General features: G+C 54.7%; 20 protein-coding genes and 1 pseudogene. 11 read left to right on the forward strand and 10 right to left on the reverse strand.

The features are described 5' to 3' along the window. The first annotated feature begins 1,098 nt into the window (after positions 1-1,098). From HPC62_RS03595 to ffh, 4 genes are all read left to right on the forward strand, one after another. Positions 1,099-1,464, forward strand: coding sequence for a lipopolysaccharide assembly protein LapA domain-containing protein (locus HPC62_RS03595; RefSeq protein WP_172353785.1), 366 nt, complete (start codon positions 1,099-1,101; stop codon positions 1,462-1,464). A 169-nt stretch (positions 1,465-1,633) separates the two neighbouring features. Beyond that, positions 1,634-2,479: a segregation/condensation protein A gene (locus tag HPC62_RS03600; RefSeq protein WP_172353786.1), complete on the forward strand. Its 846-nt coding sequence runs from the start codon at positions 1,634-1,636 to the stop codon at positions 2,477-2,479. Between the two features lie 396 nt (positions 2,480-2,875). Next, positions 2,876-4,042 carry a sugar phosphate nucleotidyltransferase gene (locus tag HPC62_RS03605; protein WP_172353787.1) on the forward strand — a complete coding sequence of 389 codons (1,167 nt, stop codon included), beginning with the start codon at positions 2,876-2,878 and terminating at the stop codon, positions 4,040-4,042. A gap of 310 nt (positions 4,043-4,352) precedes the next feature. Continuing rightward, a complete protein-coding gene (gene ffh, locus HPC62_RS03610; protein ID WP_172353788.1) occupies positions 4,353-5,825 on the forward strand; it encodes a signal recognition particle protein in 1,473 nt (490 codons plus the stop codon). Positions 5,826-5,940: 115 nt separating this feature from the next. Here ffh and htpG read toward each other — a convergent pair whose 3' ends face one another. Next, a complete protein-coding gene (htpG, locus tag HPC62_RS03615; RefSeq protein WP_172353789.1) occupies positions 5,941-7,911 on the reverse strand; it encodes a molecular chaperone HtpG in 1,971 nt (656 codons plus the stop codon). 183 nt (positions 7,912-8,094) lie between these two features. Further along, positions 8,095-8,838 (reverse strand): MOSC domain-containing protein, encoded by a 744-nt coding sequence (locus HPC62_RS03620; RefSeq protein WP_172353790.1) that lies wholly within the window; start codon positions 8,836-8,838, stop codon positions 8,095-8,097. Between the two features lie 266 nt (positions 8,839-9,104). Here HPC62_RS03620 and HPC62_RS03625 point away from each other — a divergent pair, with 266 nt between their 5' ends. Continuing rightward, positions 9,105-9,857 carry a PspA/IM30 family protein gene (locus HPC62_RS03625; protein ID WP_172353791.1) on the forward strand — a complete coding sequence of 251 codons (753 nt, stop codon included), beginning with the start codon at positions 9,105-9,107 and terminating at the stop codon, positions 9,855-9,857. A 30-nt stretch (positions 9,858-9,887) separates the two neighbouring features. Here HPC62_RS03625 and lipA read toward each other — a convergent pair whose 3' ends face one another. After that, complete coding sequence (gene lipA, locus HPC62_RS03630) at positions 9,888-10,844, reverse strand: lipoyl synthase (RefSeq protein ID WP_172353792.1); 957 nt, start codon at positions 10,842-10,844, stop codon at positions 9,888-9,890. Between the two features lie 414 nt (positions 10,845-11,258). On the opposite strand from lipA, the gene HPC62_RS03635 reads away from it, so the two are divergent. Continuing rightward, on the forward strand, positions 11,259-11,807 hold the full coding sequence (locus HPC62_RS03635) for a response regulator (RefSeq protein WP_172353793.1): 549 nt from the start codon (positions 11,259-11,261) through the stop codon (positions 11,805-11,807). A 318-nt stretch (positions 11,808-12,125) separates the two neighbouring features. Here HPC62_RS03635 and rpmB read toward each other — a convergent pair whose 3' ends face one another. Both rpmB and HPC62_RS23650 read right to left on the reverse strand, forming a co-directional pair. Then, the gene (gene rpmB, locus HPC62_RS03640; RefSeq protein WP_068508289.1) at positions 12,126-12,362 is read right to left on the reverse strand and encodes a 50S ribosomal protein L28; all 237 of its coding nucleotides are present in this window, start codon (positions 12,360-12,362) and stop codon (positions 12,126-12,128) included. A gap of 120 nt (positions 12,363-12,482) precedes the next feature. Then, complete coding sequence (locus HPC62_RS23650; RefSeq protein WP_228721698.1) at positions 12,483-14,723, reverse strand: MBL fold metallo-hydrolase; 2,241 nt, start codon at positions 14,721-14,723, stop codon at positions 12,483-12,485. Between the two features lie 95 nt (positions 14,724-14,818). Between HPC62_RS23650 and HPC62_RS03650 the strand changes: the two are divergent. Both HPC62_RS03650 and HPC62_RS03655 read left to right on the forward strand, forming a co-directional pair. Continuing rightward, positions 14,819-15,067: pseudogene (locus HPC62_RS03650) on the forward strand (NF041680 family putative transposase); the annotation flags it as partial. A 221-nt stretch (positions 15,068-15,288) separates the two neighbouring features. Then, on the forward strand, positions 15,289-15,519 hold the full coding sequence (locus HPC62_RS03655) for a helix-turn-helix domain-containing protein (RefSeq protein ID WP_058882655.1): 231 nt from the start codon (positions 15,289-15,291) through the stop codon (positions 15,517-15,519). Here the strand turns inward: HPC62_RS03655 and HPC62_RS03660 are convergent. Further along, positions 15,516-16,334, reverse strand: a complete 819-nt coding sequence (locus tag HPC62_RS03660) for an HNH endonuclease (RefSeq protein ID WP_172353794.1) — start codon at positions 16,332-16,334, stop codon at positions 15,516-15,518. The two genes, HPC62_RS03655 and HPC62_RS03660, sit on opposite strands and share 4 nt — an antisense overlap. A gap of 89 nt (positions 16,335-16,423) precedes the next feature. Between HPC62_RS03660 and HPC62_RS03665 the strand changes: the two genes are divergently transcribed. Further along, positions 16,424-17,484 (forward strand): ISKra4 family transposase gene (locus HPC62_RS03665; RefSeq protein WP_172353248.1). Its coding sequence is split into 2 segments (ribosomal slippage): positions 16,424-16,580 and positions 16,580-17,484, totalling 1,062 coding nucleotides; the frame shifts between segments, so codons are not numbered across the junction. Positions 17,485-17,816: 332 nt separating this feature from the next. On the opposite strand, the gene HPC62_RS03670 is transcribed toward HPC62_RS03665, so the two are convergent. From HPC62_RS03670 to HPC62_RS03680, 3 genes are all read right to left on the reverse strand, one after another. Further along, positions 17,817-18,362 carry a hypothetical protein gene (locus HPC62_RS03670; RefSeq protein ID WP_172353795.1) on the reverse strand — a complete coding sequence of 182 codons (546 nt, stop codon included), beginning with the start codon at positions 18,360-18,362 and terminating at the stop codon, positions 17,817-17,819. Between the two features lie 911 nt (positions 18,363-19,273). After that, positions 19,274-19,963, reverse strand: a complete 690-nt coding sequence (locus HPC62_RS03675) for a Uma2 family endonuclease (protein WP_172353796.1) — start codon at positions 19,961-19,963, stop codon at positions 19,274-19,276. A 212-nt stretch (positions 19,964-20,175) separates the two neighbouring features. Beyond that, entirely contained in the window at positions 20,176-21,048 is an 873-nt protein-coding gene (locus HPC62_RS03680; RefSeq protein WP_172353797.1) for a lipid kinase, read from the reverse strand. Here HPC62_RS03680 and HPC62_RS03685 point away from each other — a divergent pair. Further along, positions 21,047-21,217 carry a hypothetical protein gene (locus HPC62_RS03685; protein ID WP_172353798.1) on the forward strand — a complete coding sequence of 57 codons (171 nt, stop codon included), beginning with the start codon at positions 21,047-21,049 and terminating at the stop codon, positions 21,215-21,217. The two genes, HPC62_RS03680 and HPC62_RS03685, sit on opposite strands and share 2 nt — an antisense overlap. Then, positions 21,214-23,655, forward strand: coding sequence for a GH116 family glycosyl hydrolase (locus HPC62_RS03690; RefSeq protein ID WP_172353799.1), 2,442 nt, complete (start codon positions 21,214-21,216; stop codon positions 23,653-23,655). The genes HPC62_RS03685 and HPC62_RS03690 overlap by 4 nt, the downstream gene beginning before the upstream one ends. Here the strand turns inward: HPC62_RS03690 and HPC62_RS03695 are convergent. Then, positions 23,636-24,010 (reverse strand): rhodanese-like domain-containing protein, encoded by a 375-nt coding sequence (locus HPC62_RS03695; protein ID WP_172353800.1) that lies wholly within the window; start codon positions 24,008-24,010, stop codon positions 23,636-23,638. The genes HPC62_RS03690 and HPC62_RS03695 overlap by 20 nt on opposite strands. Between the last annotated feature and the right edge of the window lie 48 nt (positions 24,011-24,058).

The following is a 24,058-nucleotide window of genomic DNA, read 5'->3' on the forward strand; positions in this document are numbered from 1 at the left end:
CTATGCTATGAAGTCGCCCCCAAGCCTGGATAGAACCGTATGCCAAGGTTGCCCGAAGCTTTAATTTGTTCGAGGCTTTTTTAAAGTTCCGGTAGGGAAGCAACGTATCAGGTTCTGCTCACAAAGATCGGAACGTTTTGACATAGGAAACAGTCCCCGAAATGCCATTTGTTTCAGGGTTTGCTCAGTAAATACTGAACAGATGTGACTTTTTCTTGCTACTCGAACAAACTCCTTAATACTGAGGAGGATATTCCTGTCCTCAGTGATTCGATCAGGACAACCGTGGATTTTCTGAAGCTATCTTCTGGGGCATTTTGTGGTCTTGAAATCGCAGATTAAATGAACAATTGCAAGAGCAGCCCTAGTCAGCGCGATCGCCCAGTCAATGTGATGCAGGTCTAGATGATGCAGGTCTGCCAGTCTATATCAGGGAGACATTATTAGGGAGACATCACAAAGAGAGACGCTCGACTCGCTGACCCCGACTCAAGCGGTTCAGGGAAAAAAGACCAGTCTGTCACCCTGTGGCTGTTTGTAGCGCTTCTCGTAGATCCTCGATCGGTACACCCTTACGTGGATAAGTGATATCCAAACACGCTATCTCAGTATTCGTGAAACGACGTTGTGATCCGGAGGGTGGCTAATCTTTTACACTTAAAGTTCTCCTTTTCTCGGTAGAAATTCTGAGAGCGGTTCTTGCTTGCCCCTACCTTGCCCCTACCTGGGTCGGAACAATTTGTTCTCCGACCCAGGCGCTTTAGCCCAAGCTTTAGCCCAATCAGTAGGGGCGATCGCCAAAGCAGGTATAGATTGCCAGCGCCCTCAAGCGCCAGCAGCATCAAGTGCCAAGGCGACCTGGTATTCGTTTGCCTGATAAACCTCAAGGCGTTCGCAGACACAGCCCCGTTTGCTGGCAACCTGTAATCAAATCTTGCTCTAAGCCTTGCTCTAAACGTCCTTTAAGATGGGCATCCCAGACAACAGGTGACCTCTGGCAGGACAGATCAGCCAGGCTCCGAACTCCATCTGTCGCAAGAAAGTTTGTAAGATTGTTGGGTGTCTGCTGTGTGAGTGAAAGATTGAGGGACAACATCCATGCGCCAAATCAACTTTGTCGTCATCTTTGTGATTTGTCTGGCCCTAGTGCTGTTTGGCATCGAAAATACTGAGCCTGCGGTCATTCATGTGGTGGAGGGGCTAGATCTTCAGGCTCCGCTGTCGATCGAGCTTTTGCTGGCAATGGGCATTGGCGCAGTCTTGGCTTGGGTCTTTAGCGTGTGGAATCAAATTCAAAATTTGCTGGAGTCCGGGCGCGAGTTGCGGCAGCGAGATGTGCGGATTCAGGAATTGGAACAAGACATCCAGCGCTACAAGGTGGAGTTGGAAGAACAGCAGCGCCTGCTGCCCGCTTCGCAGCCTGCCCCTCAAGACGTGGAAGTGACCGAGGTCTTTGCCAAGTAGGTGTCCTCCCTGGCGCAGGAATAGCCGCAGGGTCAATCGCATGGTCAACATTGCCAGTCTGTGGGTGCCGCTATTATTGCTGGGTCTGATTGGGTTGATGGCTGGTTATTTCGTCTACATTAGTACCCAATAGAGATTAGTCCTTAGGGAAACTGGGGCTGCCTGGCAAATGTCTCTTTCGCTAGCGCAAAATGCGATCGCCCTGCTGATCGACCTGTCTGAACGGGGCGAAATTGACCCCTGGGATGTCAAGGTTATCGACGTTATTGACCGATTTCTCAGCCAGCTTAAACCCTTGCAAGCGGTGGAGGCCGGCCGTGCCCCCTATGAGGCTGACTTGTCCGAGTCGGGTCAGGCATTTCTCTATGCCTCTATGCTGGTGCTGCTCAAGGCTGACACACTCGCCCGCACCACTCAAGACGAAGCGCCGTTAGAAGACGAGTTTCTGGAAGAATCTGACGGGACTGCGGGTGCGCCCTTGCCCCTCAGCCTGGAGCGGCGGTTGCGGCGGAGAGCGGTGGCCCGACCGATGCAAAGTCGCCAAGTGACGCTGCAAGAGCTCATTTCTCAGCTAGAGATGATGGCGGCGGCGGTGTCCGACCCCCGCCCTCGACAGCGCGTTCGTCGTCCCCGTCCTCAGTCGCGTAGTCAGGCGGTGCGCGTCATTACCCAACTGGCTCACCAGGAAAACCTGTCTGAGATTGCCGCTGCGCTGGAGCAGTTTTTGCAAGAGCATTGGGACGCGATGAGCCAGGGCGATGAGTGGATGGAGTTTGAGCAGTTGCTAGAACTGTGGGTCGCGTCGGACGCAGCAGCAGAGACCCGACAAGAGGGACACCATGCAACGCCTCAGGGCGATCGGGTGGGGGTTTTTTGGGCGCTCCTTTATCTCTCTGCCCAATCTAAGGTAGAACTGCTCCAGGAAGAGTTCTATCAGGATTTGCGGGTGCGGAGTCTGGCGGAATCTGAGACGGATTCCCTGGAAAACTCTGCTGTGTCCAACTTGCTGGATTAGCTGCTGTGTCCAACTTGCTGGATTAGATAGAGGGAGGCTAGGGTATGGAAGGGGTTTCGTCCCGTTACGGTTTCGTTCCGTCACGACTGAATCAATTTCTGAATTGGTCTAGTGGGTTTGGAAATTGGTTTAGATCACGCATAGTCTCAGGAGGAGTCATTTCAGGATGAGCGCGGCTAGAACCGGTTTCTGTGAAGGGATACTCAAGGCTTAACTAGAGTTTCTTCCAACCTGTTTTGCTGGCAAAGATTCTGTGAATTCCGTAGCCGCTGCTCGGGCCGATTCCTAAAATCAGGGAACACTAAGTTAGATTACGTAGAGTTAACTTTCTTCTGTCTGTAGTAAATTATTCCACGCCAACCCAAGCAAATTGCCCCAAAGGTTAGAGCAAACGCTATGAAAGCCATGATCCTCGCTGCTGGTAAGGGAACTCGTGTGCGTCCCATCACCTACACGATTCCCAAGCCGATGATTCCCATTCTGCAAAAGCCCGTGATGGAGTTCCTGCTAGAGCTGCTGCGGCAGCACGGCTTCGATGAAATCATGGTGAACGTGAGTCACCTGGCTTACGAAATCGAGAGCTATTTCCGTGATGGACAGCGCTTTGGCGTGCAAATTGCCTATTCCTTTGAAGGGCGGATTGTGGATGGTCAACTCGAAGGTCAGGCTATCGGTTCTGCGGGCGGAATGCGGAAGATTCAGGACTTTGCGCCGTTTTTTGACGATACGTTCGTGGTGCTGTGTGGTGACGCGCTGATCGACCTGAATTTGACCGAGGCGGTGCGCTGGCATCGAGAAAAGGGGGCGATCGCCACCATTATTATGAAAGACGTGCCCCGCGAAGAGGTGTCGAGCTATGGGGTCGTGGTGACGGACGAGTCGGGCCGCATCCAAACCTTCCAAGAAAAGCCCTCGGTCGAAGAAGCCCTCAGCACCACAATCAACACCGGGATTTATATCTTTGAGCCAGAAATTTTCGACTACATTCCTTCCGGTGTGGAATATGACATTGGCAGTGAGCTATTCCCCAAGCTGGTTGAAAAGGGCGCACCCTTCTACGGCATTTCGATGGATTTTGAGTGGGTGGATATTGGCAAAGTGCCTGACTACTGGCACGCTATTCGCAGCGTGTTGCGGGGCGAAGTCAAGAATGTCGAAATTCCTGGACGAGAAGTGCGCCCCGGCATCTATACGGGCATCAATGTCGCAGTGAATTGGGACAAGGTAGACATCCAGGGCCCGGTATACATTGGCGGCATGACCAAGATCGAGGACGGCGCACGCATTGTCGGCCCGTCGATGATTGGCCCAAACTGCCACATTTGCAGCGGCGCAACGGTTGATAACAGCGTGATTTTTGAATATTCGCGCCTGGGGCCGGGCGTGCGCTTGGTCGATAAGCTCGTGTTTGGTCGCTATTGCGTGGACAAGACAGGCGCATCCATTGATGTGCAGGCGGCCGCGCTCGACTGGCTGATCGCTGACACACGGGGCGACATTCCTGCCGAAACGCCAATCGAGCATCAGGCGATTACGGAACTGCTGAGCGCTGAGACTCGATAGATCAGCAGACTTGAGGGGGCGATCGCGCGTCTTCGGCAACCCAAAAGGGCGATCGCGCTGACACGGCTCCCATACAGCTCACACAGGCTCACATAATCTGTAAATAATCTGTAAATCGAACGAAATCAAACGAATTAGGCGGGACGTTCTGGTACGGAGCGTCCCGCTTGCTCTATTCCGCTTTCGGTATCCCGCTTTTTGTGTACACGCCCAATAACGCTAGGATAGAGATCCAAAAGACTTCACATCGCCAGTCACAAATCCACCTCCAATTCACCCCTGATTTCACTTACGACTCATACGATTCACTATGTTTGAAGCCCTAGCCGATCGCCTTGAAGGAGCCTGGAAAAAACTTCGCGGCCAAGATAAAATCTCCGAAGCTAATATCCAAGAGGCCTTGCGCGAAGTGCGGCGGGCCCTGCTGGAGGCGGACGTAAACCTCCAGGTGGTGAAAGATTTCGTCGCAGAGGTGCAGGAAAAGGCGCTGGGGGCTGAGGTTATTTCTGGCGTTCGTCCCGACCAGCAGTTCATCAAAATCGTCCATGACCAGCTTGTAGAGGTTATGGGAGAAACCAACGTTCCCCTCGCCGAGGCGGAGTCTGCGCCGACCATCGTGCTGATGGCGGGTCTTCAGGGTACGGGTAAAACGACGGCTACAGCAAAGCTAGCGCTGCATCTCCGCAAGCAGAATCGCAGCACGCTGCTGGTGGCGACGGACGTGTATCGCCCCGCTGCGATCGACCAGCTCATTACGCTGGGTAAACAGATCAACGTGCCCGTGTTTGAGCTAGGCACGGATGCTAACCCGGTAGAAATTGCTCGACAGGGCGTTGCCAAAGCCAGAGAAGACGGCATTAACACAGTCATCATCGACACGGCAGGTCGCCTGCAAATCGATGAGGACATGATGGACGAGCTAGCACAGATCAAAGACACCGTGCAGCCCCACGAAGTGCTGCTGGTGGTGGACGCGATGACAGGGCAAGAGGCGGCAAGCCTCACCCGCACGTTTCACGACCGCATCGGCATTACGGGCGCAATTTTGACCAAGCTAGATGGCGACACGCGGGGCGGCGCGGCCCTGTCGGTACGGCAGATCTCGGGGCAGCCGATTAAGTTTGTGGGCGTGGGCGAAAAGGTGGAGGCGCTCCAGCCGTTCTATCCCGACCGGATGGCATCCCGCATTTTGGGTATGGGCGACGTGCTGACGCTGGTCGAAAAAGCCCAGGAAGAAGTCGGTATCGCCGAAGCCGAAAAGCTGCAAGAGAAAATCCTCAATGCCCAGTTTGACTTTGACGACTTTTTGAAGCAGACTCGCTTGCTGAAAGCGATGGGGTCGCTGGGCGGCATCATGAAAATGATCCCCGGCTTGAACAAGATTTCGAGCGAACAGCTAGAGCAGGGCGAGGTGCAGCTCAAGCGGGCAGAGGCAATGATCAACTCTATGACCCGCGAGGAGCGCAAAAACCCGGATTTGCTCTCTAGTTCCCCTAGCCGCCGCCGCCGCATTGCTAAGGGTGCAGGCTATGGACTAGACGACGTGAGCAAGCTGGTCAGCGACTTCCAAAAGATGCGATCGCTCATGCAGCAAATGGGCCAGGGACAGATGCCGGGGATGGGGCTGCCGGGGATGGGCGGTGGCGGCCTCTTTGGTGGGGGCGCTCCTGCGATGGGCGGCCCGCGCAACGCCTCACCTCCCGGCTGGCGCGGCTATCCTGGTGGGCCACCCTCTAAGAAAAAGAAAAAGGACAAGAAAAAGAAGGGGTTTGGAACCCTCTAGACTCGTTATCTTTCGCACAGATTTTTAACTCGCTATGAAAAGGGGGACTCTTCTTGACTCTTTCTAGAAGCTCCCCCTTTTTTGCTTGTGCATCTGCCATTCCAGCACCCAATGCCTAACGAGTCAGGCGGGTTAGCACCTGGTTCGAGCGCTCTACGAAGGCCTTCATGCCCTCTGCATCAAACCCCTTCTGGCTCATCAGCGCTAGGTCGTAGATGTGCTGGCAGAGCAGCGTTGAGAGATCGTCTGAGGCGGCCGAACCATCGGGCTGGAGAATCGTGCCCTGGCTGCGGGACAGCAAGTTTTGCACCAGCGGATGGGCCGTGTTGACTAGCAGAATGTGTTCCTCTGGGAACGCCATTTCCTGCTGTTGTAGCAGCGCGGTCATTTCCTGGAGGCGGCGCAGGCTTTCGGGCAGCAGCACCATCGCGGGCGGCGCGGCTTCGGCATTGTCGGATTTGAGCGCTTCAGTGCGAATCGTCAGCTTGGGCTTGTTCAGCGCCTTTTCAAACAGTTCTTTAATCTGTTCGCTGCGGGTCTTGTTGGTGGTCGGGTCAATGATGTCGTTTGCCTGGTCTTTATCAATCAGCGTATCGTCAAGTTCCGAATCCACCCGCGAGAAGCGCACTTCGGGATATTCTCGCTCCAAGAAGCTGACAAAGTGCGAATCGATGAAGGAATCTAGGAACAGCACCTCTAGCCCCTGGCTCTTGTGCAACTCCACATAGGTCGCCTGACCCGACTCATCGTTGCAATAGAAGACGCGGTTTTCGTGGCGCTCTTTCACCCGCTCTAGATAATCCTTGAGCGTGGTGTAGGTTTTGCCATCGACCGTGTTGGATGGAGCGGCAGCACCCGACTCCCACACGTCGCCCTCGGCAGTCTGCACTTCTACAGCCGGTTTCTCGGCGGGTGGCTCCTGATAAGTCGTGCGGAAAATCAGGATATCTTCGACCTGCTTTTTGAACTTGTCGTCGTTCATCGAGCCGAATTTGACAAAGGTGCCCAGGTCTTGCCAACTGCGGATGTAGGCTTCGCGGTCGTCGCGGTAGAGTTCCTTGAGGCGATCGCCCACCTTTTTCGCAATATAGTCCGCAATGCGGCGCACTGTGCGATCGTTCTGCAAGAAGCTGCGCGACACGTTCAGCGGAATGTCGGAGCTATCAATCACGCCCCGCAGCGGCATCAGGAATCGGGGAATCACCTCTTCGCAGTTGTCGCTGACGAAGACCTGATTGCAGAACAGCTTGATTTGCCCCTTGGTCACGTCCACATCGGGGCGCAGCTTGGGAAAGTAGAGAATGCCGTTTACGACAAAGGGATAATCGGTATTCAAATGCACCCACAGCAGCGGGTCTTCCTGGAACGGATAGAGATAGCGATAAAACTCCAGGTAGTCATCCTTGGTCAGCGAACTGGGCGATTCTTTCCAGGGTGCTTTCTGGCGGTTGATTTGCTCGCCGTCTAGGTAGATCGGCACGGGCATAAAGTCGCAATACTTCCGCACCAACTGCTGAATGCGGGCGGTTTCCAGGTATTCCTCTTCTTCGTCCTGCAACGTCAGCGTAATTGTGGTGCCCCGCGTCGTGCGATCGGACTCGGACAACTGAAACTCCGTAGACCCGTCACAATCCCACCGGACGGGCTGAGCGCCATCTTTGTAGGACAGCGTATCGATGCGGACATGCTTCGCCACCATAAAGGACGAATAAAAACCCAGCCCAAAGTGGCCAATAATCTGCTGATCGCTGCTGGCTTTGTACTTTTCGACAAACTCTTCGGCGCTAGAAAACGCCACCTGATTGATGTACTTTTTTACTTCGTCGGCGGTCATGCCGATGCCGTTGTCGGACACCGACAGCGTTTTTGCGTCCTTGTCGATTTTGATTTCAATTAGCGGATCGCCCAAATCGCCGGAATATTCGCCGGAGTGCGACACCATTCGCAGCTTTTGGATCGCGTCTACGGCGTTGGATATCAGCTCCCGCAAGAAGATTTCGTGGTCGGAATAGAGCCACTTCTTGATAATCGGGAAAATATTCTCGGTATGAATGGAAATATTGCCCTGTTCCAGAATCGTCGTCATAGGTCTTGGAAGAGAGGGGGAAAGGTTAATGGAATGGAGGCAGCAGAAGGATGAATTTCGGTGCAATCCTTCGAGCAGGTGATCAATCCTGCGATCGCCTTCTAATTTTAGTCGGCCGGGGTTTCGGTTGCGCGAGTTCGGATTTCCCTACCAGCGCGAATTTGCAGCCCCATCCGGTTCCCATCACACCTCCAGCGCGTGAAACTGCTGCGGCTCCCAGCAGAATTCTGCCCGCACTTCGCCCTGTTCAATTTCCACTTGCTCGGCTGCCAGCCGTTCCGCTTGGTCGGGCAAGTGCTGAGTCAGCAGCCGTCCGCCTGCACCCACGACGCGATGCACGGGCAGCCCTGCATCTGCCTTTTTCAACATTACGGGAATGGTGCGATAGTGGCTGGCCGTTAGCCCCAGCGCCACCAGCAATTCCGTCGTCCGCACCACGCGCCCCGGCGGAATTCGCGCTACAAACTCGTGCAGTTTGCCCCGCGTGTCGTTGGGCACGGCGGGAAAGGTCTGGGGGAGAGTGGTTGTGCGATCGCCCACCTGCACCGCCCCATCCCGAATCACTATCGCCAGCATTCCCCGCCGTCCGTTAATCCGCTTTGCCAGCCCCGGCTGGAGTGTGTTCAGATAGGCGCAGGGTTCGCAGTCGCCCATGATCCGCACCTGCGCCGCCTTGCCAAGCTGCAACACCTGACCCGATACCAATGCTTCCACCACGCCGTCCAGCAGGATGTTTTCTCGCAAGTCGCCCGGCCGCAGCCCGTGTTCCATCAGCACCGGAGCGCTGGCCAGCAACACCTGTCGGGGACTGCCCGCCCGCGCATGGGCATCGCCCTCAATGCCCAGCCCCCGCCGCAACCAGAGGCGATCGCACGACGTGGGCGGTTTGCCAGACGCGGTTTTGGTAAACAGGTGGAGAATCTGCAAAGTCGAACGCCAAAAAGAGAGGGCAAAATCGAGGACTCTGGGAATTTCAAGATTTTACGTCCAGGACTTACGCAATTGCGATTGGCTCTTTGAATTTTGGACAATTTCTCGCGGGCGCAGCCCGCGAGAAATTGTCCAACTGCGTCAGTCCTAACGTCTTTGTGAAGAGGCTGCCAGAGCAATTTTCTATAGCTTGCTTGCCTGCCCCCCAAACGCCGACTACGTTACGATGTAAGACAACTCGCCGTGCAAAAACCGGAGCCATCATGGGACTGCTTGACCGAATCTGGCGCGTGATTCGAGCCAACCTGAACAGCCTGATCAGCCAGGCCGAAGATCCAGAGAAAATTCTGGAACAGACCGTCATTGATATGCAGGAAGACCTGATCCGGCTGAGGCAGGCGGTGGCCCAGGCGATCGCCACCCAAAAGCGCACCGAGCGGCAGCAGGCCCAGGCAGAGGCCCAATCCCGCGAGTGGTATCAGCGGGCGCGACTGGCGCTGCAAAAGGGCGAAGAAGTCTTGGCACGGGAGGCGCTCACCCGCCGCAAGACCTATCAAGACACCGCAGAGGCGCTGAAGGGGCAAATCGAGCAGCAGGCTGGCATCGTCGCCCAGATGAAGAAAAACATGATCATGCTGGAAAGCAAGCTGGCGGAGGCAAAGACGAAGAAAGATCTCTATATCGCCCGCGCCCGCTCTGCCAAGGCTTCTGAGCGGCTGAACGAAATGATTGGCAAGTATAACCCTGAGGGCGCACTGGCTGCCTTCGAGCGAATGGAGCAAAAGGTGCTGGATCTGGAAGCGCGGTCGGAGGCGATCGCCGAACTGAATGCCGACAAGCTCGAAGAACGCTTTGCCCAGATCGAAAGCGGCGGCGACATCGACAGTGAACTGGCTGCGATGAAGGCAGAACTAATCGGGAAGCCCGCCCATGAGCTAGCGTCTGGTGAGTCTGCCAGATCACTACCCGAAGCCGATGACTTGGCCCGCCTGCGATCGCAGCTTGAAGAGAGCTAGCCGAGCGCCGCTTTGTGGTTGCATCAGCCGCTATGCCTCTTCGCCTGCGTGGTACGAACTCCGCACCAGCGGGCCCGACCGCACATGGCTAAAGCCCATCTCGCGGGCGATCGCCCCTAGCTGCTCAAACGCTTCGGGAGTCCAATACCGCTGCACGGGCAGATGGTCGAGCGACGGCTGCATATATTGACCCAGCGTGAGGCGATCGCAGCCCACAGCACGTAGATCCCGCAGGGTTTCCAGCACCTCTGCCTCGGTTTCGCCATGCCCCAGCATCAGCCCCGACTTGGTGGGAATCTGGGGGTTCAAGACCTTGACCTGCTGCAACACAAAGAGCGATCGCTCATACTTTGCGCCTCGCCGCACGGGCCCTTGCAGCCGCCGCACCGTTTCCACATTGTGGTTGTAGCAGGCAGGTTGGGCATTCACCACGGTCTGGATGCGCTCGATCTGGGCGGCTTCGCCCCCAGGGCCACCCCAAAAATCTGGAGTCAGCACTTCGATCTGGGTATCGGGGTTTCGCAGCCGAATTGCCGCCATCGTCTCGGCAAACCTGCCCGCGCCGCCGTCGGGCAGGTCGTCCCGTGCTACCGCAGTCAGCACCACGTAGCGCAAGCCCAAAAGCTGCACCGCTTCCGCCACTTTTTGCGGCTCTTCTGGATCGAGCGGCATCGGGGCGTGCCCCTTATCCACCTGGCAAAAGGCACAACTGCGCGTGCAGGTCGGCCCCATCAGCAAAAACGTCGCGGTCTTCTGGCCATAGCACTCGCCCCGGTTAGGACAGCGCCCCTCTTCGCAAATCGTGTGGATCTGCCGCTTTTTGATGATTTGCTGAACTGTGGACAGGTCGCGGGCGTTGCCAATCGGTCGCCGCAGCCAGTCGGGCAGGCTGGGTCGAGGGATGGCCGCAGGGGGCACCCTTTCGGGCTGTGGCAGAGAAAATTCCTGCGTAAATTCTAGAGGCAACTGTTCGACAGGTTGGCTCATGGGGGCACAATAACGAAGAAGAGGGGGCGATCGCCCTTCCCTTGATTCTAGAGGGATTTCTAGAAGAACTCGCCGCAGACGCGAATTGAGTTGAGGAAACACAGTTTCGGAGCAAAGCGCAGGGAGGATGACGGTTTCGGGCGAATCTTGACGGGGGATCGCGCGATTTCAAGCATGAGCCGCTAAACTGAATCGTATTACCATTGAATAGTATTGAGTATTAGTATCAAAAAGTCAGTCCCAAAAAGCTGTATCCGTTATTCTGAAGCAAGCGCGTTTTTAATACGCTGCTTTTCTTTGCTTTAATACGCTGCTCTTCCTAGTCCCCGCCTGCTCCCCGCTTGATTTAGAATTCTAGATTCGCTGCTTTTCCCGCTCGCTACTACCTTCCAGTCACTACCGCAGGAGTCCACCGTGGCAAGTCACAAAATCCTGGTTATCGACGACAGCCGAGTCATCCGCAACATGGTGCGCGACATGCTGCCCAAGGGAAATTTTGAGGTGTTGGAAGCCAAAGATGGGGTGGAGGGCATCAACCTGATTCACCAAGAGCATCCCAACCTGATCATGCTGGACTTCTTGCTGCCCCGCATGAGCGGCTGGGAGGTGTTTCAGGAAATTCAGGCAAAACCCGAACTGCGTGCGCCACTGGTGCTGATGTCGGGCCGCCGCGAAGAGGTGACGGAAAAACTTCCGGAACCGTTCGAGTATTTCGAGTTCATTGAAAAGCCCTTCGAGCAAAAGGATCTGGTCGAAGCGATCAAATCCGCCATGGCCAAGTTCAAGAAATGGCCCCAGCCTGTGGGCGTAGGCGCGGCTGCGGCAGCCCCAGCAAGCACCGCCTCCAGCAGCGCAGAGGTAGCCGCGCTGAACCAGAAGATTGACAAAATGCAGGCCGAAATCGACACGCTCAAAAAGCAGATGGCCCAACTGCTTACGTTTATCAAGCAAAAGCTGAAGTAACGGCTCGAAGCCTTGTGGGGTGGTGCATTGTGGCCGCACTGAATCGCCCCACAAGCCAATTGCCCACGGCTAATCGCCCAACAGCCAGTCGCCCAACAGCCAGTCCCCAACAGCCGGTCGCTCAACAAGGTGTCGTGCGATCGCCCTGACAACACAAATTCAGGCGCAAGAGCAGTATCTCACGCCTGGGTTTAATTTTGAAACTTTGATTGAAACCCTGAAGTCACGAAGGGGCGTGAGGCTCTAAAACTGCTAGGAAGCCGCCCAGCGTTTCAAGCTGACCGCTTCATTCTCACAGTTTCATGCTCATCAGCTTCATTACATCTTGTTCAGGTCAATGCCCGCAGCTTTAGCCATTGCGTCAATCCCCTTCTTTTCGAGGGTCTTGATCGCCTTGGTAGACAGGCGCAGCGTCACAAACCGCTTGCCCTGCGGCCACCAAACTCGCTTTTCTTGCAGGTTCACCTGTTGCAGCTTTTTCGTGCGGCGGTGCGAGTGGGAAACGGCGTAGCCATTGTTGGCCTTCTTGCCCGTGAGTTCACAAGTGCGGCTCATAGCGGTTTTCTCAAGTCATTAATTGGCATAAGCAATCATTATACAGTGTTTCTGAAGCCATTGAGGAGGTAGCAGGGGTCAAAAAAACTCTGTCTCTTGAGAACAGCGCGAACAGCAATCCTACGCCGCCACGGAGGGAGTTTCCGGAGAGGAGGCTGGGGCAATCGAAAGGCAATCGCCCGGTTTGGGTTCCAGTACTTCCGTCGCCAAGCCCGCCTGCGCCAACAGCGCTCGACACTCCGCCGGGCCACCCTCCCCCTTCAGCAGCGACGGCAGCAGCCCAGCATAGTCCACCGCCTGGCCCGCCCCCGTCGGCAGCAGGTATCGCAGACAGAGCGATCGCGCCAAATCCACCGCGCTCTCCTGACCTTGGATAATCGCGCCCACCAGCGGCAGTTTCACCGTCATCAGCGGGGCGATCGCGACATCTACTGGCGCGAGGTCTGCCAGCGCGGGCGCATGAAAGCCGTGTGGCTCGTAGTAGAGCCGTGTCCCCTCGGTTTGCCCCGTCAGCACATAGGCATTTTCCGTCAAAAACGGGCCAATGGGTGACCCCGGAAACGCTTGAATCGAAACGCCCTTGTGGGTATACGTTTCGTGGGTATACGTTTCGCCGTGCGCCAGCGCCGTCACCGAGCCATAGCCCAGCCCCGTCACAAGGCTGACCGCATTTGGCGAACACACCACCGGAATCGCCTTGTCCAGCGCCTTCAGCGTCTCCACATGGGCATGATCCTCTAGCCCCTGCGACAGCAGGATCAGATCCACCCTATCGGGGATGGCGGGCGGCGTGCGATGCGTCACCTTCAATAGCCACTCCTGGTTGCCCACCGTCAGCGGCCCCACCAGCCACGGATCGAGCAAAATCCGCACCTCGTCTAGGTCGATGAGCCAAGAGTTATTGTCTAGCCAGGTGAGATACATGGCAACTGTCCCTATAGAATCCAGATGCTTAACATTTCGACATCTTGATCTTATCGCTCCCTTGCCGGAGCGGTAAGGCTTTACCTTAGACCTCCTGCATGAATGGGAGGGAATGTGCCAGTTAGGGATAAAAGCTTGCAAAGATGGGTAGGCGCATGGCAGAGCTAAATCCAAGGAGGAAATGCCATGCCTTATCAAGCCTTGCAAAGCCTGTCTGCTGGAGAGTTTAAGCGATTCTGCGGTGTCAACCGCATCATCAGGAAAGTGGAAGACATCTTGATCAAGTGCGGCAAGTTTCGCTTGCCCAGCCAACGGCAGTGGTACCAGCCTGGATGGGAATGGAAAGTGTTTATCGTAGACGCAGGTGAAGTCAGTACAGTCCTTTCGCGCTAACCACAACTGCCAACTGAGCAACGGCATCAGGCTGCTCCACTGTTCGGTTGCCGATACAGAACTGAACTGGGGATGTGTCCAATATAGCCTCTGCTTGGCAAAGCGATACCAGTGTTCAATGGCAAAGCGACGGAGGTAGTGCAACCACAGGGTTTCTAACGGAGGCATCTGCTCACCCAGCCAAACTAACCACAAAGGAGCCAAGCGTCGCGTGCTGCTCTGTGTCTCCAGCACCTCCACGCGCAACACTTCCATTGCCCGTTTGGGGGATTTGCGGAAATGGTATGCACTCCAACGACTGACCCGCACTCGTCCCCAGTTGGGATCATCGACTTCAACGGTTTCGACCGGGACACTCCAAGTGTCAGGGTCATTGAGTTTCATCTTATGTCCATGCTTGGCAGGTGCGCCTCGCCCTCGATACGCTGGGGGCGCGCCATAGACACATCGATTGGATGTAACCCGCAGCAGCAAGTCTGCCTCAATCCCTGCCGTTTGGTTGACAAAACTGGCATTGCCGTACCCTCGGTCGTAGATCGCCAACGGACGCACCGCTAACTGCCGAGTCACTTGTTTGAGTTGGAATGCCGCTTTACTGGCGGGTGTTTCAAAGCTGGTGATGCGCTCATGCCGCAATGGTAATGCCCAACTGCCCCTGTCTTCAGCAATCCAGGCTAAGGTACTGTAGTTTTGTCCGGCTATCGGGGCATGTCCTGTTCTGCCTGATAAGGTGCGGTCTTTCAAACGCCTGGCAGCAGGACGGTTCCACCGACTCGCATCACCTGCCAACAACGGTTGCTGCTGAGTCGGTATCTGCTGCACCAACAGCTTCAGCACCTTTGATCGGGGTAGGCGGCTATCGCGCAACGCTTCATAGGTGCTCGACCACTGGCGACGAAAGACAGGACTCTGCGATAGCCTCACAAACGACACGATGCACGCACTCACTAACACGGCATCCATCAGATCAAACAGGGCATCTCTGGCGTTTCCCAAGCTGGCATACAACGTTTGGCGAAATTGCTGAAGTTCGTTGAAAATCATGGGGTCAATGTTGGTTGTACTTCATTGACCTTACGGCAGTCGGTGCTTCTCATTGACTGCCTTCCTCTTCACCATTAGTCCAAACTAAAGGTACTGACCACCCCTTGCCCTGGCAGGCACCGCAAGAAACGTTGACTCCGGGTCGGGTCGCACAAGCGTTTGCAGGCATTTTGGCAGCGATTGGCACCCCTGCTCCTGCGCCTAAACCTCGTGGTAAATCGCCAGGACGAGGCAAGGGGCACAAGCCAACTCCTCGTCCCTGCTATCCGATGGTCAAAAAACGAGCCTCGAAACGCAAGACATCCGAACAATCCCTGAACAGTCCGGTTGCAACAGCAGCTTAACTGCGAGCAGGATTGTATCCAATTCCTTAAGTTCAACTGTTATGAACGGTTGAGCAGATTCTTTATGGCATCCTGTTGAGCATTATTGTGATGCCAGTTAGTCCAAACTAAAGCTCATAATGTCAACCATTAGGACGTTTTAGCAATCATAAACGACCTTTTGGATGACAATCAACCATTAGGTTGTTTGATGCGTTACTGTTCTCTGACAGTATGGGCGCATGGGAAAAGCTGGACAAGCACTCAAGCAGGTGCTAGAAACTTACAACATTAGCCAATACAGCCTGTCGGTTGAAATGAATGTGGAGCGCAACAACATTTACCGATGGGTCAATGAGAAGCGCGATCCAACCGCAGAAACCGTAATTGAAATTGTGCGGGCACTGAAAACACTCAATCCAGAAGCAGCAAAAGCGTTTGCGAAGCTGTATTTGATGGATGAGGTCGATTAGGAGACTTTCCAAAAGGAGCGATGCCATTGAAGCGCTTCGACTCTGGGCTGATGTTGCTCCGGAAGTAAGATTAGCTCTTGATGGAAGTCTTTGAGCGATCGCAATCCTGGGGGTGATTCTTCTTCAAATCGGTCTGAGCAAACAATCACCCGATAATTATCATCAATGCTAAACCAGCCGCGATCGAAGGCCCAATGGTGGTTTTTGCAAAGCGATAGACCATTATCAAACCTGTCATCTCGAAACTCGGCAAACGGTTTGATGTGCGCCCCATCTACAATCGTCTGATTGTTAGAGCCGACGATTTTCAATCGACATAAGGCACATTGATGTTGATAAAGACGAACCACAATTCGCCGAAAAGCAGCATCCCTAACAAAAACTCTATCTTGATCTTTTAATTCTGAAACATCATAAATCTCACCGCCCTTTTCAAGGAGTCGAAGCTGAATATCTTCTAACTCGTCCTTTTCTTGAATGCCCTCAAACTGCTGAGCCTCATTTGGAAAGTAAGTCTGAATCAATACCTCACTCAATCTTAGCCGATTGGCTGGTTCCTGAAGATATTCAAATAATTCTTCGTCTAAATAAGCATATTTGACAACATCTCTCAGAGCAGTCAAACCTTTAATTTTTACCTTTCTAGCAATAGTTGCTTCAAATCCAGGATTCGCCATTAGACGCCAGAATTCGTCTCCCTTTAGATGAAAGAAAGGGAGAGAAATATCGGAGTGATATTTGGGATTCTTTACCAAGCTTCCCCAATATTTAAGAAATGCTGCTACCAACTCTGGAGACAAATAGATCGGGTGCATCCCAGTTATGCAATGAGTAGAAGTGCTTAGTGCAGATTAAGGGCAGACGCCGTAGGCTCAGAGCAGTTGCTCTAAGGATAGTTGAAGCGATGGATGCCACCAAGGAAGCCCAAATCAAAGCCCATGCACTGGCGTTAGCGGAGTTGCTTTACGACGAGACAGACCCTGAACAAGTCAAAACATTGGCCGGGATCGAAGTCGCCGTTCGTGACCACCTACTGGAGTATGTGGGGCCTGAGATCGGAAATTTTTTATCTGCACAAGCAGCGGCACAAGCTCTGGGCGAAAGCGGCACATCCAGAGTATCGTCGGACGCTTAAGTCTGAGTCAGCGCCAGAGCCAGCGGCTTAAGGTCAAGGCCCGCACCCAGTGGAGTCCTCAGGTTGAGACGTGCTGCTTGCTGCTGAGTGCCAACGAAGCCTATGCGCGAGCTGCCGACGATATCGCTGTGCTCACCGGGGTGTGCGTGTCAGGGAGTACCCAGCAACGGCTGGTGCATCGTCAAGACCTAGAGCCACCAGCGGTGGACAGCGGGGTTAAGGAAATGAGCTTAGACGGGGGCAAAGTCCGTCTGCGGACTCCTCAGGGGCAGCCCTGCCAGTGGCGCGATTACAAGGGGGTAAACCTGCATCAGTGCAGCATTAGCGCCTTCTACAAAGACAACGACAGCTTGGTCAACTGGCTCAACCAGCAGCCCTTAGCGCATCCCCTCGTTTGTCTTGGGGATGGTCACGACGGCATCTGGAACCTGTTTTCACAGATCGGGCATCGCAGCGAGCGCCTTGAGATCTTGGACTGGTACCACCTGATGGAGAATTTGGGTAACGTGGGTGGGTCTCAACAGCGTCTTGATGCCGTCGAAGCCTGCTTGTGGCAAGGGGATGTGGATGGGGCGGTTAGGCTATTCGACGACTGGTCCCATGAGCGGGTAGACCAGTTTATCGGCTATCTGGCTAAGCATCGGCTCCGTATCGTTAACTACAGCTACTACCAAGCTGAGGGGATTTCAATTGGCTCGGGTGCCGTGGAGTCGACTATCAAGCAAATTGGTAGGCGGGTGAAAATTTCAGGCGCTCAGTGGAAGGAAGACAACGTTCCACAAGTCCTTCGCCATCGCTGCGCTTATCTCAATGGTCAATTCTCATCCTGAGTCTTGTAAGACTGGGATGCACCCAATAGATCAGAAGTGTTGAATCTTGATGGTAAAACTTTACAAAAAGCACTCTCAAGAGGCGGATTATTGAGAATGGAAGCAATAAGTAGGTCATTACAGGCAGAATTATAGATCTTTTGTACTGGATTCAGCTATGAACTTGCCCTGCTAACATTGCGTTCAACACTTCTGCCAATAGATCTGATTGTGCTGAATTTGTCCACGATCAATCAACTCAAGTACAGCGATTAATAGGATTGGCTTGTGTGGAGCATCCTTATCTCTCCGGAGCTTGGCAATTTTTTGGACGTAATCGCTGAATGGCTTACTCATTGAGGTCTGTAGAACTCTGAAAAGTCTTCGGGAAGGTAAGCAGGAGGTTCTCTGAATCGGTCTGTTTGTGAAATCTCTTCAATCAGTGCGTACTGACCTGGAAACCATCGAGAGATCAAAACTGCGGTTAGGCTACCTCTGATATCTGGTTGACATAAAAATTCAAATAGATCCTCGTCAAGATAGGCATACCTGATTGCGCGGTTCACTTCGGCAAAGGTCTTAAGCTTCACACCTGATGAAATGAGGTGTTCATAACTAGAGTTTGCCCAAAAATGCCAGAACTTACCACTTCTCATGTGAAAGAATGGTCGAGAAATATCTGGGCGATGATTCAGTGATCCTAGATAGCTCCAATACTTTAGAAATGTTTGAATTAGTTTAGACTCTAAGTAGATCTGATTTTTTGTAATAATTCTACGCTGGATGTGCTCGATCACTGACAGGAGCAAAATGGGTTTGTGTGGTGCAACTCCATGAGCGCGATCGACCCTCAATCGCTGAAACTTCTTAGCATAATAGTCAAGTGCTTCAATCTTCAAAGGACTATTTAGATCCCAATAAATTTATAATTCTCGTTTCTATAAAAACTTTGTTAAATCAAATTCTTCAAAATTTGAATCTTTGGTTTCTCTCAAGGATTCTAAAAATAAGAGTATCTGCTCTCCGTAACTTAAACTGCCACGAAGTTGCTCTTGAAGAATCTCAAGTCCACCATTTGCATATTCCTAAAAAATTCTAGCTTTTTGTTGATCACTTTCTTCATCCTGAGATAAGATTCGAGCGTTTTGGGTTTCGGCAAAAGCAAGTAGTCCGATTATCGATTTATCTCTAATCTGCTCCTGAAGGACAGGATCAGGATCTTTCCGAGATGCTTTTTCAGAGCTAATTTATGAAGCAAATCTTAAGAAGCCTGAAACTCTTGGCATGTGTGGCTTTGAGGTCATGTTTGCCCAGGAAAAGCGGTTTCTCGGAAATCCTTGATTAACAAGGCTTTCAGGCTCCTTTACAAATTAGCTCTCAAAGGGAACTCGTTTTTTGTAATGAAATCCTAGCGCGGCTGCGAAAGATAAGATATCCCCGTAGGTGAGGAACACGCCTTCATCTCCTTCTTTGGCGTGAAGTGATCTAACGAACTCGTCCTTATCTGCTGCGATTTGAATTCTAGCGAGCGCCATACTGGTGAGTCAGAAAATCGGTTGATTTTAGGGTTCCCAGGTTAGGTAGGGAGTTTACACAATATTATCCACAAAGAAACGGGCGATACTTGACCAGACTTGCTTCACGTTGAGTTGCCTGCCCGCAGAATCTCTGCCACCGTCAAGTCTAGCCCCGGCAACAGGGCAGACTCAAGCCGCTGATTGGGGTCGTGGGTGGTGTCGTCATGGTTAACCTTGCCTCCGGGTGTAGTTTAGTTGCCCCCACCCCATCCGCCCCTCTTGTACGTCAGCCATCAGTCTTGTCCTTCACGCTCTTGTCCTGCATTTTGCGGTTGGCTATGAAACATCTGGAGCAACCAGCGGCTAATCTCACCGTCTTCCTGCGTCTGGCTGCGCTTGAGGGCTTCTTCCACAAGGGCGATCGCCAGTCCTGGCAGCACCTCCGACTCGCGGATTTGCCGACTGCCCCCATCCGCCACCGCAAAGGCAATCACCTCACCCTGCTCCACATCCACCACCCAGTATTCCTGCACCCCCAACCGCTCGTAGAGCAGGCGCTTGCGTCCAAGGTCATCGCTGAGGATTGTAGAGGCAACTTCGATGACCAACTGCGGCGCACCAAACTCGTTTACATCAATGGGCTGAGAAGACTTGGGTGGAATGCGGAACGCGGCACCAATGTAATATGCCAGGTCAGGCTGACACTCGCGCACGCCTGGTTTGCGAAAACTGCCGTTGGTAAAGCCTTTGAGGCGAATATTTTTGACCGTGCCGTAGAGACTGACCGTTTGGGCAAGAATCGTATTATCCTGGCTATGCCCAGATCCAATCGGCATCGTCTCAATCCTCATCGAGTCAGTGTCGTAGTAGAACCGGGCTTGTTCTAGTTCAGGGCGATCGCCCAGTGCCAGAAAGGTCTCCCAACTCGCTTTGACCCACGCATCGGTGACCAGATTTTGCGGTGCGGGTAAGGTATTCACCATTGGCTAAGGCTCCTTTGCAGGGCGACTCTGACCCGCCAGTCTACCCTTTGACTGCGATGATCTCAGTGTACTCAAACTCGTTGGGGCTGCGGCAGGGAGATTAGGATGCTGGTGGTGAATTCATTGCGAATCTGGGCACTACTCTTGCAAAGGCTTGATCGCAATCAGAAGGGATTTGTCAGTTAATCTGCCTCTCACGCTTGAAGCAGGCCCTAATCTGCCACCAGAACGGTGAGTGCTTGGGGGATGACACGAAAGGTGGCGGGGGTTGCCGTGGTGATCTCGCCATCGGTGTTAATCGCGTGGGGTTCGCGGGTGTAAATTTCAATTTCCTGACCATGCAGACCGCGCACCCAGGGAAGGCTGGCCTGCTGGCCCCGGCGCATCTTCCAGAGCAGGGGAATGAACTGCCACAGGTGCTTCACCTCTAGGCTGTAGAGGTCGAGCCGCTGATCATCGATCGCCGCATCCTCAGCGATCGCCATCCCTCCGCCATAGTAGCGACCATTGCCGACTGCGATTTGGAGCGTTTTGACGGCGATTGTCTCCCCATCTACCCGGATCTCGGCTCGGAAGGGGTGCAGTTGGGTGAGGGCTTGAACAGCGGAAATGGCATAGGCCAATAGGCCCCAGCGCTGCTTCATGCCCTGGGAGAGGCGACGGGTAATTTTGACGCTGAGGCCAAGGCTGGCCACATTGAAGAAATACTTGCCATTGACCCAACCCAGATCGATAGAGCGACGCTTGCCCTGGGCGATCGCGCGACAGGCATCTGGGATACTTTGCGGTAGTCCAAGGGTACGCGCCAGGTCATTGGCCGTACCCAGGGGCAAAATTCCCAGCGGCAACTGAGTCTCCACTAACACATCAACCACTCGATTAAGGGTGCCATCGCCGCCGCCGATAATCACCAAGTCCAGCTCATCTCGGTGCTTGCGGATCAGATCTGCGAGTTCGCCCGATCGTTTGGAGGGCACCAGCACCAACTCAAACTCTAGTTCATCCAAGATGTCAACCGCTTGAGCCAGGCGCTTCTTCCCGCTGCGGGCATTGCGATTCACAAAGATGAGGGCACGTTTGCTCATGGTAGGACTGGAAGATGCGCGATGCTGCTTGCAGGATAGCGAAGTCGGAGCGATCGCCCAAAGGTGCAGGGACTTGCAGAATCAGGGCGATCGCCCTGACCCCGATCGCCCTGCCCCCGATCGCCCTGACCCCGATCGTCCCGACCGCAGGTGTAGAATCGGGAAATGAAAAATTTCCCCGGTTCCCCCAACATCCCTGCTGCTGCCTGGACGCGCCCCATTGGGCAAGGCTGGGACAAGCCCTACACCGTCCGCTATGCCAGCAACCTAGACGACGGCCCGTGGCACGGGATGCCGTTGGGGGGCTTTGGGGCGGGTTGCATTGGGCGATCGCACCGAGGCGACTTTAACCTGTGGCATATCGACGGCGGCGAACACTGGTTTCAATCCATGCCCGCCTGCCAGTTCAGCGTGTTCGAGCAGTCGGCCCAGGGCACCCGGGCCTATGCGCTCGTAAAGGAAGCAGATGAGCGCGGGCTATGCCCTCCGTTCGTCGCGCCGCTGCCCGAAAATCCTGGCACGTATCACGCGCTATATCCGCGCAGTTGGTTTGCCTACGATGGCGGGCTTCAGGCAAATTTGGTCTGCGAACAGTTTTCGCCAATCTGGGCCCACAACTACCAGGAACCGAGCTATCCGGTGGCGGTGTTTGTGTGGACGGCGCACAACCCAACAGACGCGCCGATCACGCTGAGCCTGATGCTGAGTTGGGAAAACATGACGGGCTGGTTTACCAACACGCTGAAGTCGCCGGATGTGAAGGTGCGGGATGATGGCAGCCCGGTTTACGAATATCAGCCCCGCATTGGCGAAAGCGAGGGGAACTTTAACCAGTGGCGCATCGAGGGAGATGCCGCAGGCTGCGTGCTGGGGCGAAGGCTGGAAGCACCACCCGCCGAGGGGGATGGGCAGTGGGCGATCGCGCTGTTGCGGAGTGATATTGCTGACCAGACCTCCCAGACGGAAGTCTTCTATCACACCCGTTGGAATCCGACGGGTGACGGCGGCGACCTGTGGGCGACTTTTTCAAAAGATGGCTCGCTGCCCAATGTGTGCGACGAAACCCCCGCCATAGCAGGAGAAAGAATTGCGGCGGCGATCGCCCTCCGGGTTACCCTGGCTCCGGGCGAAACGCGGGAGATGCCGATGGCGCTGGCGTGGGATTTTCCAGTGACGGAGTTTGCCGAAGGCGTAACTTACCTGCGACGCTACACCGACTTTTTTGGCGCAACAGGGCAAAACGCCTGGGCGATCGCCCGCACTGCGCTGGCGCAGTATCGCACCTGGCAAGCGCAGATTCAGCAGTGGCAGCAGCCGATTCTCGACCGGGGCGACCTGCCCGACTGGTTCAAGATGGCCCTGTTTAACGAACTCTACGCCCTGACGGACGGGGCAACGCTGTGGAGTGCGGCGACGGAGCGCGATCCGGTCGGTCAGTTTGCCGTGGTGGAATGCCTGGACTACCGCTGGTACGAGAGCCTGGACGTGCGGCTATACGGCTCCTTTGCGCTGCTGATGCTGTTTCCAGAACTGGATAAGGCCGTGCTGCGAGCCTTTGCCCGCGCTATTCCGGCCGCAGACCCCACGCTTCGCAAAATCGGCTACTACGCCACTCAGGGAACGGAAAGTCCGCTGGTTCCCCGCAAGCTGGCCGGAGCCACGCCCCACGACCTTGGCGCACCCAACGAACACCCCTGGGAAAAGACCAACTACACCAGCTATCAGGATTGCAACCTCTGGAAAGACCTGGGAGCCGATTTTGTCCTCCAAGTTTATCGAGATTTTGTGCTGACGGGCAGCACCGATACGCAGTTTCTTGAAGACTGCTGGCCCGCCGTCGTGTCCACCCTCGCCTACCTGAAAACCTTCGACCTAGACCACGACGGCATTCCCGAAAACTCCGGCGCACCCGACCAGACCTTCGACGATTGGCGCTTGCAGGGCATCAGCGCCTACTGCGGCGGGCTGTGGATTGCGGCGCTGGAAGGGGCGATCGCCCTTGCAAAGTCCAGAGGTCAGCACTCCAACCCAAACGCCCCCCCTCCCACAGATTCCCCCGAAACCCGATGGCAAGAATGGCTCACCCAATCTCGCGCCATCTTCCACCCGACGCTGTGGAACGGGCAATACTATCGGCTCGACAGCGGCAGCGGTTCGGACGTGGTAATGGCAGATCAGTTGTGTGGGCAGTTTTATGCGCGGCTGCTGGGGCTGCCGGATGTAGTGCCGGAGGACTGTGCCCGGTCGGCGCTGAAGACGGTGTATGAAGCGTGCTTCCTCCAGTTTCACGGTGGTCAGTTTGGCGCGGCCAACGGGTTGCGGCCGGATGGATCGCCCGCGAACCCGAAGGATACGCACCCGCTAGAGGTGTGGACGGGCATCAACTTTGGGCTGGCGGCGTTTCTGTGGCAGATGGGGTTGCCAGATGAAGCCCTGCGGCTGGCGGAAGCCGTGGTGTGTCAGATCTACAGCAACGGCTTGCAGTTTCGCACGCCAGAGGCGATTACGGCAGTGGGCACGTTTCGCGCCAGCCACTATCTGCGGGCAATGGCGATTTGGGGAATCTACGGCGTAATGACAGATTTTGCTACGCTGCGATCGCCCTAGCGGTTTCTACCGGAAAACCAACCGCCTTCCATGCTGGCATCCCGCCGCGCAGTTCCGACACGTTGAGGAACCCAGCGGTGCGGAGTTGGGCAGCGGCGATCGCCGTTTCCTCGTCTGTATAGCCATAGACGTAGAGATCGCGCTCCAACTCCAGATAAATCAGCGCCGTGTCCACTAGCTCAGCCGTTGGCATCGAGACTGCGCCCTCGATATGGGCAGCGTTGAACTCTGGGCGATCGCGCACGTCGATAATCGTCAGCGCGGGTTCGCCCCAGTCCAGTCGGGCCTTTAGGTCATACACGTTGGACTTCGGACGGAGCGGCGGCGGTGTGGGAATCAGTCCAAAAAGTCGCATGGCGCAGTGCAGGTGTGTGAGGTGAGCAGGAGGAACAGAAAGGCAGTC

It is taken from the genome of Thermoleptolyngbya sichuanensis A183 (assembly GCF_013177315.1).
Lineage (GTDB): Bacteria > Cyanobacteriota > Cyanobacteriia > Elainellales > Elainellaceae > Thermoleptolyngbya > Thermoleptolyngbya sichuanensis.

Excerpts from the sequence above, each read along its gene's own strand:
- HPC62_RS03655 (WP_058882655.1), top strand. The coding sequence starts at position 15,289 with ATGGGAAAAGCTGGACAAGCACTCAAGCAGGTGCTAGAAACTTACAAC.
- HPC62_RS03685 (WP_172353798.1), top strand. The coding sequence starts at position 21,047 with ATGGTAGGACTGGAAGATGCGCGATGCTGCTTGCAGGATAGCGAAGTC.
- HPC62_RS03625 (WP_172353791.1), top strand. The coding sequence starts at position 9,105 with ATGGGACTGCTTGACCGAATCTGGCGCGTGATTCGAGCCAACCTGAAC.
- HPC62_RS03600 (WP_172353786.1), top strand. The coding sequence starts at position 1,634 with ATGTCTCTTTCGCTAGCGCAAAATGCGATCGCCCTGCTGATCGACCTG.
- htpG (WP_172353789.1), bottom strand. The coding sequence starts at position 7,911 with ATGACGACGATTCTGGAACAGGGCAATATTTCCATTCATACCGAGAAT.
- HPC62_RS03595 (WP_172353785.1), top strand. The coding sequence starts at position 1,099 with ATGCGCCAAATCAACTTTGTCGTCATCTTTGTGATTTGTCTGGCCCTA.
- lipA (WP_172353792.1), bottom strand. The coding sequence starts at position 10,844 with ATGAGCCAACCTGTCGAACAGTTGCCTCTAGAATTTACGCAGGAATTT.
- HPC62_RS03605 (WP_172353787.1), top strand. The coding sequence starts at position 2,876 with ATGAAAGCCATGATCCTCGCTGCTGGTAAGGGAACTCGTGTGCGTCCC.
- HPC62_RS03690 (WP_172353799.1), top strand. The coding sequence starts at position 21,214 with ATGAAAAATTTCCCCGGTTCCCCCAACATCCCTGCTGCTGCCTGGACG.
- HPC62_RS03680 (WP_172353797.1), bottom strand. The coding sequence starts at position 21,048 with ATGAGCAAACGTGCCCTCATCTTTGTGAATCGCAATGCCCGCAGCGGG.
- ffh (WP_172353788.1), top strand. The coding sequence starts at position 4,353 with ATGTTTGAAGCCCTAGCCGATCGCCTTGAAGGAGCCTGGAAAAAACTT.
- HPC62_RS03675 (WP_172353796.1), bottom strand. The coding sequence starts at position 19,963 with ATGGTGAATACCTTACCCGCACCGCAAAATCTGGTCACCGATGCGTGG.
- rpmB (WP_068508289.1), bottom strand. The coding sequence starts at position 12,362 with ATGAGCCGCACTTGTGAACTCACGGGCAAGAAGGCCAACAATGGCTAC.
- HPC62_RS03660 (WP_172353794.1), bottom strand. The coding sequence starts at position 16,334 with ATGCACCCGATCTATTTGTCTCCAGAGTTGGTAGCAGCATTTCTTAAA.
- HPC62_RS03695 (WP_172353800.1), bottom strand. The coding sequence starts at position 24,010 with ATGCGACTTTTTGGACTGATTCCCACACCGCCGCCGCTCCGTCCGAAG.
- HPC62_RS23650 (WP_228721698.1), bottom strand. The coding sequence starts at position 14,723 with ATGATTTTCAACGAACTTCAGCAATTTCGCCAAACGTTGTATGCCAGC.